The sequence below is a fragment of the Bacteroides sp. AR29 genome (genome assembly GCF_900217715.1).
Classification (GTDB): Bacteria; Bacteroidota; Bacteroidia; order Bacteroidales; family Bacteroidaceae; genus Bacteroides; species Bacteroides uniformis.
On the sequence record NZ_OBMS01000004.1, the window covers coordinates 18,057 to 34,950 of the forward strand.

Consider the following 16,894-nt stretch of genomic DNA (forward strand, 5'->3'; position numbering starts at 1 on the left):
ATTAAAAATATGAAAGATATGAAATATATAAAATGTCGTTGGTTATTGGCGATGATTATGTCATGTTCACTTTTCTCTTGTACTAATTTGGACGAGGAAGTGTTCGATCGTGTGGATGCCGGAATTTATTATCAAGATGAGACGAGTGTTCAGGGGGCAGTGGCAGCCATCTATTCGAAAGCTGCATATAGTTATTTGGAATACTTCTGGTATTTGCAGGAGTTTTCTGCCGACCAGGTGGCATGGCGCAGTTGGAACGGTGGACTTTGGGGATGGGATGAGGCATTGAAGTTTGCTTTGTCTTCACATACCTGGACGTCAGAATCAACCATTATTCGCCAAACTTGGGAGAATGCGTGGACCACTATTGGGCTTTGCAATACGCTTATTACAGATTTGCAGGCAATCAGCCCCGCATCTATACGCATGACTGAGGATGCTTTGAATAGTTATATTGCCGAAGTACGTACCCTGCGTGCTTGGGCATACTACAATATCTTTGAGATTTGGGGTGGAGCACTTCCCTTGAACATTTCTTCGGGTGCGGAAATCCCTGGTTCTGCAGATACTGATTTTGATAAGGGGTGCAAGATTATCTACGATTTTATCAGTCAGGAATTAGATGAGTCAGTTACAGATCTTATGAAAGAAGATGGTTCTGGAAAGACTCGCAACCGCATGAACCAAGCTGCCAATCGTATGATTAAGATGCGCTTGTTGCTGAATTCTGAGGTGTTTATCAAACAAAACAGTTATAATGAGTGTGCCACTCTTTGCCAAAAAATTCTGAATGGCGATTATGGTACTTACAGCATTACCGATGACTATCGCGATATTTATTCGATAAACAATGTAGAATGTCCGGAAGTTGTAATGGCATTGGCGATGGAAGTCGGTCAGGTCAATACCGGTTGGATGCGTAACATGCCTTTCATGCCTTACAATTGTTGGGATTACTTTGGAGGTACATACAGCCAGAGCGGATGGAATTGTGTATGCTTGGCACCTTCATGGGATAATTCTGGAAATGTACAGCCGTATGGTGGTACTGACAATCCTAAGAGCTTTCTTACCGACTACGGTGATAAGTTAGGAGCAGTTTATGAACGTTTCCACGATAAAGATATCCGTAAGCAGAACTATGTGTATAATGAAACAACAGGAAACTATCAAGGCATTTTTTTGAAAGGGGCTATTAAAGCCAACTATGGTAAGGGTGCGGCTTTGAAAGCAGATGCCGACCGTGACGGTCAGGATTTGGTTTATGTGGATCAGGTGGGTACATTCCTTAATTTAGGACGTAATCTGGAGACTGTCATGTCACCTCGCTGGGGTGAAACGAATTCAGGTGTCCGTTTGGTAAGATATCCGGTTTATCCGGAGAGTGCAGGCATTGATTTCCAAAACATCGATGAGGTGGAATTCCGTTTGAGTGAAGTGGTCTATACTCTTGCTGAATGTAAAATGCGTGCAGGTGATACGGAAGGTGCTAAAGAACTGGTATATAGAGTTAAAACACGCTATTTTACAGATAAATCGGCTCTCGAACAGCCCGGTCCTGGTTTTACATCCTTTGATATGGATTGGATGTTGAGTGAATGGGGACTTGAATTCTTGGGAGAGGGGCGTCGTCGTCGTACAGACTTGCGTCGTTTCGATAAGTTTACGCAAGGGCAATGGTGGTTCTTTGGCCGTGCCACGGACGACGGTTTAAGCTATCCGGCTAAACGTGACCGCAAATACGAGTGGTATCCCTTGCCCCAGTCTGCCCTTATGGTAAATCCGGGACTGGTACAGAATCCTAATTATTAATCATCCTATAATAATAGTAACAATGAAAAAATATATATGTAATCCGCTATGGCTTTTGTTGCTTTTTGTAGCTTTCATCAGTAGTTGTGACAAGGAGGAAATTGTGTTTGACCATGAGTTGCCGCAATTTGAACTTCGTAGCGATGCTATCTTGCTGGAGGTGATTATGCCCCAAGGAACTGGTGCCGATGAAATAATTTATATTGCAGGCGATTTCAATGGAGGTCAGGATGCTGCTTCCGGAGACCTTAAGTGGCAGATGGAGAAAGCTGCAAACAATGATGTTAAATGGGGCATATACCTCTATCCGGAAGATTTTGTTAATGGAAAGACACTTGCCGATGGCTTTTATTTCGTTTCTAAGACACAAGGTATAGAGCGTACTTTGCAGAATGGGGATGCTTTACATCAAATTTCGGCTAAGGTAGGTACTCGCACTGATATAACGGTAACCCGCTGGAATGCTTATTTTGAGGAGCCGGAAGACCCAAGTGAAGTGACCCACGACGGTTATGCTGTGTTCGTGATGGACAATACAGGTTGGGATGCACTGACACTTTATGCGTGGGGAAATGATTTGCCGGAACTTTTTGGAGGTTGGCCCGGTATTTCACCTACTGGTAGCGTTGAGATAAAAGGAATTACCTATAAATACTTCGATACAGGTGAAGCAAATAAGGGATTGGTTTACAATTTGATATTTAACGATAATGGAGTAGGTTCACAATTTGATGGACCACAGAACTTTACTCTTGACCGTGACATATATTTGGAAATCACAGAAAGCGGTTGGACGGAAATAGATCCGGATGCAGTGGTCATCCATGATGGTTATACCATTTTTATTGAAGACCAGTCCGGATGGGCAGAAACAACCATATATGCGTGGGGAAATGATATACCGGAACTCTTTGGCAGTTGGCCAGGAATATTACCAACCGGTAGTGTTGAGATAAAAGGTGTCACGTATAATTATTACGATACAGGTGAAGCAAATAAGGGATTGACTTACAATCTGATAATGAATAATAACAATGGAGGCTCACAATTTGACCTCGCAGCAGTGACGCTTGATCGAGATTATTATTTCCGTATTACGGACATAGCTGGTGAGGAGATTGACCCTAACAATCCGGACGGAGACTCTGAACCGGAATCTGAAGCGGCTTTTGTTTCTAATCAGAATAATTTCTTGAAATGAGTTTTGTATAGTAATGAAGATGTTAAATGACCTATTGGTGGAATGAGATTGGGGATAGGATATCTCTTTTCAATCTTGCGGATATATGTCCCAAGGCTTGGTTTTTCTATCCCAAGTCTTGGGATAGAAAAACCAAGCCTTGGGAAGAAGTTATCTCTTAGCTCTTTTGTTTTTTAGTATTGGCTTCCGGGATTTTTAGTATTAAGGCTTAGTATCTTTTCTGCCAATGCCCATTACTGGAGAGTTTGGATGCTCCTTTTGCAGATATCAGTTCCGCCAATGAGTATAAGTATAGATAAAAAGTAGAAATATGAAAAAAGTAATAATTGCGACACTGCTCTTTACGATGCTACATTCTTGTATGGGGTGTAGTGATAGTCAGAGTGACATGGAACCGATTCCCGTCCCACAGGAAGAATACATGGCTTCGGATATGGTGATTTATGAGGCAAATCCCCGCATTTTTGCCGAAGAAAATGCGTTCTCTGCCATCAAAGCAGAGCTTGACCGTATTCAAAGCCTGGGGACTACCGTGCTTTGGCTGATGCCTGTAAATGAGCCGGGAGTACTGAAAAGTGTGAATTCACCTTATTGTATAAAGGATTATAAAAAGCTGAATACACGTTACGGAACAAAAAAAGACTTGAAAGAACTGGTAGATGCTGCCCATGCCAAAGGAATGAAAGTGATTCTTGACTGGGTTGCCAACCATACTTCGTGGGACAATGCTTGGGTGACTGAGCATCCGGATTGGTATACACAGGATGCAAATGGCAATGTGGTACAACCTCAAGAACAGCCTTGGGCGGATGTTGCTGACTTGAATTTTGACAACGAAACCATGCAGCAAACCATGATTGATGCCATGAAGTATTGGGTAACAGAAATTGGTATTGATGGATACCGTTGTGATTATGCCGAGGGGGTACCAGATGCTTTCTGGAAGAAAGCAATCGCCGAGCTCCGTACACTTGACAATAATTTGCTGATGCTTGCCGAAGGCGGAAAAACGTCTTTAATGAACAATGGTTTCAATCTGCTCTACGGCTGGAACTTCCATAGTAAACTGAAAGACTATTATGCCGGTAAATGCTCACTTACTGACCTTTATGCTATGAATACTTCCGAATTGGAGGGAATGCCGAAGGGTACGTTACGGTTACGCTATTCTACTAATCATGACCAGGCAAGTGAGGCATCACCGATAGAATGTTATGGCGGTGAGCGTGGTGCCATGTCTGCTTTTGTATTAACGACTATGCTCGAGGGGATACCTCTTATTTATAGTTCGCAGGAAGTAGCCTATCCGCGGTCACTTAACTTTTTCAATTACGGAGTTATAGACTTGAAGTCCAATGAAGTCTTTGCGCAAGAGATGGCAGAAATCATCAGAGCCTATAAAGCTACGAGCAGTGTACGTGGTGGTGAACTGGAAGTTTATACTACCGGAGATGTCGCTTCATTTTATCGGGCAGCAGGCAGTCATGGCATGTTGGTCATGGTGAATACCGCCAATGAGTCTGTACAAGTGAAAGTACCTATGGAGCATGCTGGCAAGACCATGACCGATGTGATTGCCGGTGTGGATGTGGAGTTGCCTACAGTAATGACGATGGAGCCTTATCAATATTTTATATATCAACAATAACGGATGTATATGAAACATGTATTATTAACAGTTGTATTTCTGGGAATTGCTTGTGTGGCGATGGCACACGAATTGTTATCTCCCAATGGGAATCTGAAACTCAATGTTGTGCTTGATTCCGAGGGGGGGCCGGTCTATAGCTTATATTACAAAGGAGAGCCGGTTGTAGAACCTTCTGCCTTGGGAATACTTATGGAAGAAGCGGATTTGTCAAATGGCTTCCGGATTCTTGATGCAACAAATTCTACTTTTGATGAAACTTGGATGCCTGTATGGGGAGAGTATGAAAAAGTCCGTAACCATTACAATGAACTTACTGTCACTTTCTCACAACCGGCAAAGCACGACCGTACGATGATTGTACGTTTTCGATTGTTTGACGATGGACTCGGATTCCGTTATGAGTTGCCGGAGCAGAAAACCATGAATTATCTGACGGTAAAAGACGAACTGACGGAATTCAATCTGACCGGTAATCATACACTCTATTGCATTCCCGGTGATTATGATACGAATGAGTTTGCCTATACTACTGCGGCCATTTCCGAAGTGCGCGAAGCTATGGAACGTAATCTACGTAAAAAAGGATATGAAGCTAAAGCGACTTCATTCACAGTACAAACACCCCTTATGATAAAGACTACCGAAGGACTTTATATCAATATTCATGAAGCTGCCTTGGTAGATTATTCTGCCATGTTGCTGAATGTGGATGATAAAGAGTTTAACTTTTCTGCTCATCTTACTCCCGATAAATTAGGAAAGAAAGGATATCTGCAATTACCGTTGCATACCCCGTGGCGTACAATTATGGTTAGTGACGATGCACGTAGCATCCTTGCTTCTCAGTTGATTCTTAATCTGAATGAACCTTGTAAGCTGGAAGATACTTCTTGGATTAAGCCACAGAAATTTATCGGTGTCTGGTGGGAGATGTTTACTGGTGGAGGAGGTACATGGGCATATAGCGACTATTATAAGGCTAAACCCGGCATAACCGACTATTCAAAGTTAACTCCTAATGGACATCATCCGGCCAATACTGAACATGTGAAAGAGTACATAGACTTTGCGGCGGAGAATGGTATTGATGCGGTATTGGTTGAGGGTTGGAATGAAGGTTGGGAAGATTGGGCATCCTATCGTAAGGATCGTCAGTTCCTTTTTGACAAACCTTATCCGGACTTTGATGTTGCGGTACTACATGCCTATGCCAAATCAAAGGGGGTAAAGATTATCATGCATCATGAGACGGCTGCTAATGCTGCCGATTATGAGCGGCAGCTGGATGTAGCCTTTCAATTTATGGTAGATAATGGCTATAATTCTGTAAAGACAGGATATGTGGGCTCAATCATTCCCCGTAGTGAATATCATTCCTCACAATGGATGAACAATCATTATATACATGTGGTGAAGCGTGCTGCTGATTATAAGATTATGGTAGATAGTCACGAGGCTGTTCGTCCCACCGGCTTGTGTCGGACCTGGCCCAACTGGGTAGCGCAAGAATCTGCCCGTGGTGGTGAGTTTGAATCTATGGGGGGCAATGATCCGGATCATACTTGTATCTTGCCGTTTACTCGGTTGAAGGGTGGTCCGATGGATTACACTCCTGGTATTTTCCAGACAAAACTTTCGTATTATAATAGTTCGAAACCTAAAGGTCAGGCGGGTACTACATTGGTAAAACAATTGGCTCTATATGTAACGATGCCCTCTCCGTTACAGATGGCAGCAGACCTGCCGGATAATTATCGCCGTTTTCCCGATGCGTTTCAATTTATTAAGGATGTAGCGGTGGATTGGAGCAATTCTTGGTATTTGGAAGCCGAACCGGGTGATTATATCACAGTGGCTCGTCAAGCCAAAGGAAAACAAGAGTGGTATGTAGGTGCTATTACCGACGAACATCCTCGTACGGCAACTATTCCTTTCTCTTTCTTACCCGAAGGAAGGAAATATATTGTTACCGTTTATGCAGATGGTCGGGATGCAGACTGGAAAGATAATCCGCAGAGCTATGACATCCGTCGTGGCATAGTAACGTCAAAGAGTGTGCTGCGTCAACCTTTGGCAAGTAGTGGAGGGGTGGCTATCAGTGTTCGAGAAGCAACAAAAGAAGAGGTAAAAGGATTGAAGAAATTATGAAGCTTGTCCGTACATAGTAATTATTATGTTGCGGATTTAATACAAGCATTTAAGAATTAAAGTTAGCAATTGGAAAGGCATAGTCCGTGAGGATTGTGTCTTTTTTCGTAAATTATTCGTCATTTCTTATTTTCTTTATTATAATTTTTCTATATTTATGCCGTTATGGCGAATTGTTGACAGAATAGGAAAAGAATAGACCATTTAGGTATGAATAGAGAATGCCGGAGATTTGACATTTTATCATTCTTTAATCAAAATATAACCGTAAAATTTAGCTGTTTTGAAAAGTTTTCCTATATTTGCGGTGTTATTCATTGACATTTTGTTTGAATAGCGTAAAGTCAACAAGGTAATAACCTTTAAAACGTAATATTATGAATATCGAACGTATCATGACCTCTTTAGAGGCAAAGCACCCCGGCGAGTCTGAGTATCTTCAAGCCGTAAAGGAAGTTCTTCTTTCCATCGAAGATATCTATAACCAACATCCCGAGTTCGAGAAAGCGAAAATTATAGAACGTCTGGTTGAACCTGACCGTATCTTTACTTTCCGCGTAACGTGGGTGGATGATAAAGGTGAAGTTCAGACGAACCTCGGTTATCGTGTGCAGTTCAACAATGCCATTGGCCCGTACAAAGGCGGTATTCGTTTCCATGCTTCCGTAAATCTTTCTATCCTCAAATTCCTGGGATTTGAGCAGACTTTCAAGAATGCCTTGACTACATTGCCTATGGGTGGCGGTAAGGGTGGTTCCGACTTCTCTCCGCGCGGAAAGAGCGATGCTGAAATCATGCGTTTCTGTCAGGCCTTCATGCTGGAATTGTGGCGTCACCTCGGTCCGGATATGGATGTTCCTGCCGGTGATATCGGTGTAGGCGGTCGCGAAGTGGGCTATATGTTCGGTATGTATAAGAAGTTGACTCGCGAATTTACGGGCACATTTACCGGTAAAGGATTGGAATTTGGCGGTTCGCTGATTCGTCCTGAAGCAACAGGATTTGGTGGCTTGTATTTCGTAAACCAAATGTTACAGACAAAAGGCATTGACATCAAGGGCAAGACCGTGGCTATCTCCGGTTTTGGAAATGTGGCTTGGGGTGCTGCTACCAAGGCTACCGAATTGGGTGCCAAGGTGGTTACCATCTCCGGTCCCGACGGTTACATTTACGACCCGAACGGTATCAGTGGCGAAAAGATAGATTATATGCTGGAACTCCGGTCATCGGGCAACGATATCGTAGCACCGTATGCCGACGAATTCCCCGGCTCTACTTTCGTGGCAGGCAAACGCCCGTGGGAAGTGAAAGCGGACATCGCTCTGCCTTGCGCTACCCAGAACGAGCTGAACGGCGAAGATGCACAACATCTCATTGACAACAAGGTGACATGTGTAGGAGAAATCTCCAATATGGGATGTACGCCCGAAGCTATCGATCTTTTCATTGAAAATAAGATTATGTATGCACCGGGCAAGGCTGTCAATGCAGGTGGTGTGGCTACCAGCGGACTGGAAATGTCGCAGAACGCCATGCACCTCAGCTGGAGTGCAGCCGAAGTGGATGAAAAACTCCACGCCATCATGCACGGAATTCATGCTCAATGCGTAAAATATGGGACAGAACCCGATGGCTACATCAACTACGTGAAGGGAGCGAATATCGCCGGTTTCATGAAGGTGGCTCATGCCATGATGGGTCAGGGAATTATCTAAGAGAGAAACTTTGTTTAGTTGTATTTGTATTTGTGGTTTGTGCTGCCCTACGCCTGTGAAGGTATCGGGCAGTACTTTTTTTATTCTCAATTAAAAAAGTTGTATCTTTGTATCCGAGAAACCATAAATGACAAAGAGATGTTACTACCTGAATTGAAACTGAGACGTGATAAAATACGCTCTCTCATGGCTCAACAAGAGATTGATGCCGCTCTTATCGCTTGCAATGTAAACTTAATCTATACGTACGGACGTGTCGTCAGCGGTTACTTGTATCTGCCGTTGAATGCTCCCGCCCGTTTATTCATCAAACGTCCTAACAATATTGAAGGGGAACATATTCATCCTATCCGTAAACCGGAACAACTGCCTGACTTACTAAAGGAATGTGGTTTGCCCATACCTGCGAGGTTGATGCTGGAGGGGGATGAGTTGTCTTTTACGGAATATAACCGTTTGGCTGCGTGTTTCCCTGAAACGGAGGTGCTTCCTTGTGGTACGGCACTTATCCGGAAGGCCCGAAGTGTCAAGACTGAAATAGAGATTGAGATGTTCCGTCGTTCCGGCATTGCACATGCTAAAGCTTACGAACAAATACCCTCGGTTTATAGACCAGGAATGACAGACCGCCAGTTATCCATCGAAATAGAGCGCCTGATGCGTCTGGAAGGTTGTCTGGGTATTTTTCGTACCTTCGGACAAAGTATGGAGATTTTTATGGGAAGTCTGCTGGCAGGAGACAATGCCACTGCGCCTGCCCCCTATGATTTTGCTTTGGGAGGCGAGGGACTTGACCCGTCACTGCCTATCAGTGTGAACGGTGCACTGTTGCAGCCCGGTCAGAGCTTTATGGTTGATATGGGGGGTAACTTCTATGGCTATATGGGAGACATGAGCCGTGTATTCTCTATCGGAAAGCTGCCGGAAAAGGCATATGTTGCCCATCAAGTTTGCCTGGACATACAAGAGGCTGTTGTAGAAAAAGCGAAACCGGGTGCTGTTTGTGAGGACCTTTACAATCTCGCTATCGATATTGTCACCAAAGCAGGCTTTGCCGACAACTTTATGGGAGCCACTCAAAAGGCCAAGTTTATCGGTCATGGCATCGGTTTGGAAATCAATGAAATGCCGGTATTGGCTCCGCGTATGAAGCAGGAGTTGGAGCCGGGTATGGTCTTTGCATTGGAGCCGAAAATTGTTTTGCCGGGCATTGGTCCCGTTGGTATCGAAAACTCTTGGGTTGTAACAGCGGAAGGAGTGGAGAAACTGACGTTGTGTAAGGAAGAGATTGTGGAACTTTGAAAATTGATAATGGATAATGGATAATGGAAAATTGCCATGCGGTTTCAATAAATACGCTGCACTGTTTGTTTTTCCATTATCCATTTTCCATTATTTCACCCTTCTGTTAAGCTGATTATTCGCTTTCGAAGGTTTGGATTTACCAATCCGTTTTCCGGTTGGCTTGGCCTTGTTGCTTCGTTTGGGCTTTATGCCGGAATGGTTACTCGCCTTCATAATATTCACATAAGTAGTAGCGGGCTATAAAGTCCCAATATTGATGCAGTGTTTCTTTTCCTTTCAGGAAGGGAAGTTCCACATCGGGTAGAATTCCTTTGGTCATTCCGTATTTCAGCAGGTCGAACGGACACTCTCCGGGTTGGCAGAACATCTTGTAACCCTCTGCAGCAGCGCGTTTGGCATCGTACATCGGGTTATGTTCTTCACAGAAATAGGCGGCCACGTTGTGGGCTACGAGCATACCTTTGGCGTTGGCATAAATCACGAACTCTTTTTGGTATTCCAGGTCGGGCAATAGTGCGGACCGTTTGTTTTCCCATCCCAAGACATCGACAAAGAAAGTGCAAAGCTCCTTGTAATCGGTGAAGTATAGCAGCGGTTTCCCCTGGCTGTATTCCAGACAGCGGGCGGCATCTTTACTCAGTTTGGTTTCCGGAGTGACTTCCGGCAGCGGAGTAATGGGCATATCCAGTAAATCAAGTCCCATTACCCAAAGGAAGGAAGATTCTCCCTCGCTGATGGGAGCTTCTTCGAAACGTGCATCCATCAGTTCATAGGCGCTTTGGCTTAATGCAAGCAGGTCTTTGTCATAAGGACTGAACAAGGTGTATTCCTTGTCAAAAATACTGAATTGTGATTTCAATGTCCACAGTACGAATGCAATGTCTTCCTGATTTATTTCATCGGGCGTATAATCGTCACCCAGTGGATAGAACGGCAGGTAAGTTCCGTATACTCCTTGAAAGGCTTCGGAGAAAAGTTTCCAGCCTCCGCTTTGGGCAATGGCATCTTGAAAGTACATGCCGAGGGAGATGGCTGCGTCAATTTGGGTACGCAGGTCTTCCTTGTTGAACAAGGGAGAGGTCTTGACGAGGGGCAGGATGCTTGTGGCAAAGTCGAGGTACCATTTGTCCGTTGGCAGTACGTGGGTGCGTTCATTGGCCCCCAACCAATATTGCATGTTGATTGTTGTCATGATTTGTTTGTTTTAGATAAATATTATAGTCTTTTTAATGCCAATTTGATGACTTGTTCCACCGGTGCGCTTGGTTCTTCCTTCAAAATGGCAAGCACTACTTTTTGTGAGGGGGCTTGTGCAAAGCCCAGCATGGTAAGGGCGGCTACGGCTTCTTCTTGTACTTGTGCGTTGGCTGCCGATACCAGTGTACCTATGGTCCCTGCGTTGCCGGCTACAACGCTGCCGGTCTTGATTTTGTCTTTTAAATCCACAATTATCCGTTGGGCTGTTTTCAGCCCGATACCCTTGACTGTTTTCAGTAGAGTGGCGTTTTCCGTGCTGATGACATTTATCAGTTCGGATGGCGAGAGTGCCGAGAGAATCATGCGAGCTGTATTTCCGCCGATGCCTGAAACGGAGATGAGCAACAGGAATAGTTCGCGTTCCTGCTTGTCAGCGAACCCGTAGAGGACATAGGCGTCTTCACGGATAGCTTCGTATATATATAGTTTGCATTCTTTCTTGCCCTGGATGGCGGCATACGTGTTCAATGAAATATTGACGCCGTATCCCAGTCCGTTGCAGTCTATTATTGCGGTTGCCGGACTTAGTTCGGCAATTCCGCCTCTGATGTATTCTATCATAATTCTTTTACTTGTCGGCCCAAAATGCGCCTTGCGTACATATCATCTGCGAATGTATGAATTATTATTGGACTTTCACTCACTAAAAAAAGAAAAACTGTGTGAAACAGCAGGGAGTTCTGCCGATATAATAAATTAAAATGCTTACTTTTGTGCCGATAAAGTAGAAAACTGATAAATAAATTCATAAAAAGAATGAAAAAAGTAAGAGCAGCCATCGTTGGCTATGGTAATATCGGGCATTATGTGCTCGAAGCCCTGCAAGCAGCTCCCGATTTCGAAATTGCCGGTGTAGTACGCCGTGCCGGAGCTGAAAACTGTCCTGCGGAACTGAGTGCATATCCCGTTGTGAAGAATATCAAGGAACTGAAAGGCGTGGATGTTGCTATCCTTTGTACGCCTACCCGCAAAGTGGAAGAGTATGCAAAGGAGATCCTTGCTTTAGGCATTCATACTGTGGACAGTTTCGATATCCATACGGGTATCACTGCCTTGCGCCGCACACTGGATGCAGAGGCTAAAAAGCATAATACGGTATCCATCATTTCTGCCGGCTGGGACCCGGGTAGTGACTCCATTGTCCGCACCATGCTGGAAGCCATTGCTCCGAAAGGCATTACCTATACTAATTTTGGTCCGGGCATGAGCATGGGACATACCGTGGCTGTAAAGGCCATCGAAGGTGTGAAAGCCGCCCTTTCCATGACTATTCCTACAGGAACCGGCATTCACCGTCGTATGGTGTACATCGAGTTGAAGGATGGCTACGAATTTGACAAGGTGACTGCAGCCATCAAAGCCGACCCGTACTTTGTGAATGACGAAACACATGTAAAATTGGTTCCGAGTGTGGATGCACTGCTCGATATGGGTCATGGGGTAAACCTGACCCGTAAAGGTGTGTCTGGCAAGACGCAGAACCAGCTATTTGAGTTCAACATGCGTATCAACAATCCTGCCCTCACGGCACAAGTGCTGGTATGTGTGGCGCGTGCCGCTATGCGTCAGCAGCCTGGTTGCTATACAATGGTTGAAGTTCCGGTAATAGACCTGCTTCCGGGCGACCGCGAAGAGTGGATCGGCCATTTGGTATAAGACACAGAAAAAACAGATGATGTGTTTGGTTCAAACGCATCGTCTGCTTGCCCCGAATACATCATCTGTTTGATGCAAACGCATCATCCGTTCTACCGCGAATGGATGATGCGTTTTTTTATGTCTTGTTCTTTAAAAGAAATACCTCAGTATATCATTGAAGTTTGCCCAAATCAGCAAACCGAACAAGAGGAACATGCCCACCATCTGCGCACGTTCCATAAACTTGTCGCTGGGCTTGCGGCGTGCAATGATTTCGTAAATGAGGAATAACACGTGTCCGCCGTCCAGTGCGGGGATGGGCAGAATATTCATAAAGGCAAGGATGATGGAGAGGAATGCCGTCATGTACCAGAACTGGTGCCAGTCCCACGTGGCGGGGAAAATACTGCCGATGGTTCCGAAACCTCCGAGTTGCTTGGCTCCTTCCTTGGAGAAGAGATATTTCATCTGGCCTACGTAGCCTTTCAGAGTCTTTACCCCCAAAGATACGCCGGCAGGGAAAGAGGAAAGGAAACTGTATTCCTTACGGACAACGGGCAGCAGCTTGTCGGTTGCCGTACGTGCTGCTACGCCTATTTCATAGTCGGCATTGGTCATCATGCTCAAGGTGTCTGTCACACCGTTACGGACGTATGTCAAGGTTACCTCATGGGATGCATTGGCTTTCTTGCGCTTCAGCATCTCTTCTTTGAAGTCGTAGTAGGCTATTGACTTTCCATCCAAGTGGGTGATGCTGTCACCTACTTGCAGACCGGCGGAAGCGGCAGGGTATCCTACAATCAGGCTGTCGACTACATAAGGGAAACGGAAACTGGCGAAACGCACGCTGTCTGCCAGCAAGCGGTTCATCATGTCTTCGGGGATGTAGACTGAAGCAGCTTCCCCATCACGCAATACGCTTACTTGGCGAGCATCGACAATACTGGTCAGCAGGTCGCCATCATAGCGTTCGAACGGTACCCCGTCGGCAGATATTAGGATATCGCCGTCGCGGAAGCCTATGGCTTTGGCTGTTTCGTTAAAATCCATACCCAATGGGGCTTTTTGTACTGGTATATATTCGTCGCCCCAAGTAAAAAGTATCATGGAATAGATGAACAATGCGAGCAGGAAGTTGAACAATACACCGCCTACCATAATTAGCAGGCGCTGCCATGCCGGCTTGGCACGGAACTCCCATGGCTGCATGGGTTGCTTCATCTGTTCGGTATCCATAGATTCGTCTATCATACCTGCTATTTTTACATAACCACCTAAGGGTAGCCACCCGATACCATATTCCGTGTCACTGTGTCTGGGCTTGAACTTGAATAATGTGAACCAAGGGTCAAAGAATAAGCAGAACTTTTCTACCCGCGTCTTGAACAGACGCGCAAAAAGGAAGTGCCCCCCCTCATGAACAATAACGAGCAACGAGAGGCTCATAATGAGTTGCAGGGCACGAATCAAGAATGTTTCCATCTAATTATTTGCTGTTTTACGATTTTTATAATTTTCGCAAAGGTACGTTTTCTTATTTAACGTATCAAATGAGTAGATGTTTTTTATAATTCTTTTCATTCCGGTGTATCTATCAAATCAGCTCTTCTGCTATCCGCCGGGCTTCGGCATCTGTAGCCACATAGTCTTCATAGGTGGGCTTCTGTAAGTAGGATACACGCGACATGGTCTTTTCTATTACTTCACTCATGCCAAGGAACGAAATTTTGTCCTGCAGGAAGGCGGCTACCACCACTTCATTGGCGGCATTGACAATGCAAGGCATATTGCCTGCATGATGCAGCGCTTCGTAGGCCAGGGCGAGGTTACGGAAACGGGTGGTGTCCGGTTGCTCGAACGTCAGTTCCGTACACAGCTTGAAGTCCAGGCGCGGGAAAGAGGCTTTCAACCGGTCGGGATAGGAGAAGGCATATTGGATGGGCAGGCGCATGTCCGGCATTCCCAGTTGTGCTTTCACGGCACCGTCCTCAAACTGTACCATGGAGTGGATGACGGATTGCGGGTGTACCACGACTTCTATCTGGTCGGGACGTACACCGAACAGCCATTTGGCTTCGATTACCTCGAACCCTTTGTTCATCATGGAAGCAGAGTCTATCGTGATTTTGGCGCCCATGTCCCAGTTGGGGTGTTTCAGTGCTTGCGCTTTGGTGACGGTTGTTAGTTGCTCCATAGTGCAGGTGCGGAACGGACCTCCGGAGGCAGTCAGTATCACTTTTTCTATTTGGTTGCCTATCTCACCGGCCAGGCACTGGAAAACGGCGGAGTGCTCGGAGTCGACGGGTAGGATGGGGACACCGCTGAAGCGTGCCAGGTCATTGATGAGCTCTCCCGCCACCACCAGCGTCTCTTTGTTGGCAAGGGCTATCGGCTTACGGGCTCGGATGGCATTCATGGTGGGCTTCAGCCCTGCATATCCCACCATGGCGGTCAATACCATATCAATGGGATTTTCGGTCACAATCTGGCAGAGGGCATCTGCGCCGGCATATACCTTGATAGGTAGGTCGGCAAGCGCTTCTTTCAGTTGCGTGTATTTCGATTCGTTGGCTATTACCACTGCCTCAGGCTTGAATCTGCGTGCCTGGGCTATGAGTTCCTCTACGCGGTTATTGGCGGTCAATACGTATGCTTCGTACTGGTCGGGATGTTCTTCGATGACCTGCAACGCTTGTGTACCGATGGAACCGGTAGAACCGAGTATGGCAATCTGTTTCATTTACTATTATGCTATTTACAATTTACTATTTGGAGACTAAAATACGATGTAAAGCTCGGGATTTACGGCCCTGCCCTTATGCCACAGCTCGAAGTGAAGGTGGGGACCGGTGGACAGCTCGCCGGTGTTTCCTACCAGTGCGATGGCTTCACCCCCTTTCACCGCATCGCCTTCCCGTTTCAGCAGAGAGCCGCAATGCTTGTAGACTGACACGAAGTCCTGGTTGTGCTGTATTTCTATCAGATAACCCGTCTCGGCAGTGTAGGTACTCAGTATGACGGTACCGTCTAAGGTGGCCAATACGCTTTCGCCCGGATTGGCGGCAATGTCCGTGCCGAAGTGTTTTGTTTCGGCATTGAAGGGAGATGAAATCATGCCGCGTGTGGGGCGGTAGAAAATCAGTCCGTCTATTTCGGGGCGAGCGGTGATGCTCGTCAGGTTGTACTTTTCTGTCTCCTCGTACTGTTTGCGGAATTCGGCTTCCCGTTGTGTACGTTCCATGAGCGAATCTTCGCGCAGGTGGGTCAACGAGTCGATGGAATGTATGGTATCTGCCTTTATCTTGCCCTGGAAGATGTCCTGGATATTCATGATATAGAGGTTCTGTCTGTTCACCAGTTGCTGGAGGGAATCTACGCGCAAGGCATTCTCCACTACCTGGGCACGGATTTCACTGTTCATATATCCCGGCAGGTAGTTGCGCAGCGGGGTGAAGGCTACGATCAGGGAGGCGATGAGAAACAATACGAACAGCACGGAGAGCAATACGGACAGTCCGTTCAGCTTGGATACGCGCAACGTGATGATATCCTCAAGGGTATTCTCGTTCGTAATCGTCAGTCTGTACTTGAACTTGATGTTACTCCAAAATGCTTTTCTTCGTTTCTTTTTCATACCTCTTCTGTTTTGTCCAAAGCTATCAAACCTTCCGGCAGGTCTACGGTGATGACCTTGTGCTTCTGGTCAATGTCTATGATAAACTCTTCTTGTGCCGGCACCAGCAGTTCTTCTCCCTGATAATCTACCACAAACAGTGTGTTGATGGTCGATGTGTCCACGTCCGTCACTTCTCCCAGCGTGCCGTGATGTACTTCCTCCATACGAAAACCGACGAAGAAGTCCCAACTCAGTTCACCTGGTCCTGCCTCTTCTGCATGTTTTACGGGGAAGTAGACCTCAATATTAGTGAACATGCGGGCGCGTTCTGCTGTGTCCACGCCTTCCAGTTTGACAAGGGCGGTGGTGTCGGAGCGGAAACGGTATTCTTCCAAGAAGAAAGGCACCAGTATACCATCCAGCAGGCAGATTAGGTATTCGGCTTCCACCCGGTCGAAGATGTCATCCGTAAAAGTGAACGATAGTTCTCCGTGAATGCCGTGGGGCTTGTTGAATATACCTATCTTATATACTTCTTCTCTCTTTATCAT

Annotated in this window: 13 protein-coding genes; 7 read left to right on the top strand and 6 right to left on the bottom strand. The window is 45.8% G+C overall.

Annotated features, from left to right (window positions below; translation table 11 throughout):
• The first annotated feature begins 18 nt into the window (after positions 1-18).
• The 6 genes from CSD97_RS02910 to CSD97_RS02935 all read left to right on the top strand — a co-directional run bounded on the left by CSD97_RS02910 (position 19) and on the right by CSD97_RS02935 (position 9,829).
• Entirely contained in the window at positions 19-1,812 is a 1,794-nt protein-coding gene (locus CSD97_RS02910) for a RagB/SusD family nutrient uptake outer membrane protein (protein WP_005833034.1), read from the top strand.
• Between the two features lie 22 nt (positions 1,813-1,834).
• A complete protein-coding gene (locus tag CSD97_RS02915) occupies positions 1,835-3,013 on the top strand; it encodes a hypothetical protein (protein WP_005833032.1) in 1,179 nt (392 codons plus the stop codon).
• A 310-nt stretch (positions 3,014-3,323) separates the two neighbouring features.
• Complete coding sequence (locus tag CSD97_RS02920) at positions 3,324-4,661, top strand: alpha-amylase family glycosyl hydrolase (protein WP_009037998.1); 1,338 nt, start codon at positions 3,324-3,326, stop codon at positions 4,659-4,661.
• A 3-nt stretch (positions 4,662-4,664) separates the two neighbouring features.
• Complete coding sequence (locus CSD97_RS02925; RefSeq protein ID WP_016272962.1) at positions 4,665-6,812, top strand: glycoside hydrolase family 97 protein; 2,148 nt, start codon at positions 4,665-4,667, stop codon at positions 6,810-6,812.
• A 377-nt stretch (positions 6,813-7,189) separates the two neighbouring features.
• The gene (gene gdhA, locus CSD97_RS02930) at positions 7,190-8,527 is read left to right on the top strand and encodes an NADP-specific glutamate dehydrogenase (RefSeq protein WP_098031949.1); all 1,338 of its coding nucleotides are present in this window, start codon (positions 7,190-7,192) and stop codon (positions 8,525-8,527) included.
• A 138-nt stretch (positions 8,528-8,665) separates the two neighbouring features.
• A complete protein-coding gene (locus CSD97_RS02935) occupies positions 8,666-9,829 on the top strand; it encodes a Xaa-Pro peptidase family protein (RefSeq protein ID WP_005827001.1) in 1,164 nt (387 codons plus the stop codon).
• Between the two features lie 202 nt (positions 9,830-10,031).
• On the opposite strand, the gene CSD97_RS02940 is transcribed toward CSD97_RS02935, so the two are convergent.
• On the bottom strand, positions 10,032-11,024 hold the full coding sequence (locus CSD97_RS02940) for a DUF3843 family protein (RefSeq protein ID WP_005826997.1): 993 nt from the start codon (positions 11,022-11,024) through the stop codon (positions 10,032-10,034).
• 23 nt (positions 11,025-11,047) lie between these two features.
• Positions 11,048-11,650: a Holliday junction branch migration protein RuvA gene (gene ruvA, locus CSD97_RS02945; RefSeq protein ID WP_005833022.1), complete on the bottom strand. Its 603-nt coding sequence runs from the start codon at positions 11,648-11,650 to the stop codon at positions 11,048-11,050.
• A 195-nt stretch (positions 11,651-11,845) separates the two neighbouring features.
• On the opposite strand from ruvA, the gene CSD97_RS02955 reads away from it, so the two are divergent.
• Positions 11,846-12,745 carry a diaminopimelate dehydrogenase gene (locus CSD97_RS02955; RefSeq protein ID WP_005826990.1) on the top strand — a complete coding sequence of 300 codons (900 nt, stop codon included), beginning with the start codon at positions 11,846-11,848 and terminating at the stop codon, positions 12,743-12,745.
• A 132-nt stretch (positions 12,746-12,877) separates the two neighbouring features.
• Here the strand turns inward: CSD97_RS02955 and rseP are convergent, their stop codons facing one another.
• From rseP to rimM, 4 genes are all read right to left on the bottom strand, one after another.
• Positions 12,878-14,209 (bottom strand): RIP metalloprotease RseP, encoded by a 1,332-nt coding sequence (rseP, locus tag CSD97_RS02960; protein WP_098031950.1) that lies wholly within the window; start codon positions 14,207-14,209, stop codon positions 12,878-12,880.
• 112 nt (positions 14,210-14,321) lie between these two features.
• Complete coding sequence (locus tag CSD97_RS02965; protein WP_055288339.1) at positions 14,322-15,467, bottom strand: 1-deoxy-D-xylulose-5-phosphate reductoisomerase; 1,146 nt, start codon at positions 15,465-15,467, stop codon at positions 14,322-14,324.
• Positions 15,468-15,503: 36 nt separating this feature from the next.
• Positions 15,504-16,361 (bottom strand): M23 family metallopeptidase, encoded by an 858-nt coding sequence (locus CSD97_RS02970; RefSeq protein WP_005826982.1) that lies wholly within the window; start codon positions 16,359-16,361, stop codon positions 15,504-15,506.
• Positions 16,358-16,894 carry a ribosome maturation factor RimM gene (rimM, locus tag CSD97_RS02975; protein WP_005833021.1) on the bottom strand — a complete coding sequence of 179 codons (537 nt, stop codon included), beginning with the start codon at positions 16,892-16,894 and terminating at the stop codon, positions 16,358-16,360. Before rimM ends, CSD97_RS02970 begins: the two co-directional genes overlap by 4 nt.